Genomic DNA, 463 nt, shown 5'->3' with positions numbered 1-463 from the left:
CAGTTCCGACATTAAGCGCCGTAACCCAGCCTACATGTTCAACAGCTACAGGAAGTTTTACAATATCAAACTACAGTGCTTCTAACACTTATGCGGTAAGCCCATCAACAGGAGTTACCCAGTCAGGAAACACAATTACAGCTCCGGCAGGAAGTTATACTGTAACGGCTACGGCTAACGGATGTACTTCGGCTGCTTCATCAGCTGCGGTTATCAAAGCTCAGCCTGCAACACCTGCAGTTCCGACATTAAGCGCTGTAACCCAGCCGACATGTTCAACAGCAACTGGAAGTTTTACCATATCAAACTACAGTGCTTCTAACACTTATGCGGTAAGTCCTTCAACAGGAGTTACCCAGTCAGGAAACACTATTACAGCTCCGGCAGGAAGCTATACAGTAACGGCTACAGCTAACGGATGTACTTCAGCTGCTTCATCAGCTGCGGTTATCAACGCTCAGCC

General features: G+C 47.5%; 1 protein-coding gene. It reads left to right on the top strand.

Annotated features, from left to right (window positions below; translation table 11 throughout):
• Positions 1–463 (top strand): hypothetical protein (locus FLAPXU55_RS00005; protein WP_180855852.1); only part of this gene is annotated, 463 nt, incomplete at both ends.

The organism is Flavobacterium panici, assembly GCF_903819335.1.
GTDB classification, from domain to species: Bacteria; Bacteroidota; Bacteroidia; order Flavobacteriales; family Flavobacteriaceae; genus Flavobacterium; species Flavobacterium panici.
Note: the sequence above shows the minus strand (reverse complement) of the source record. Positions and strands in the feature narration are given on the sequence as shown.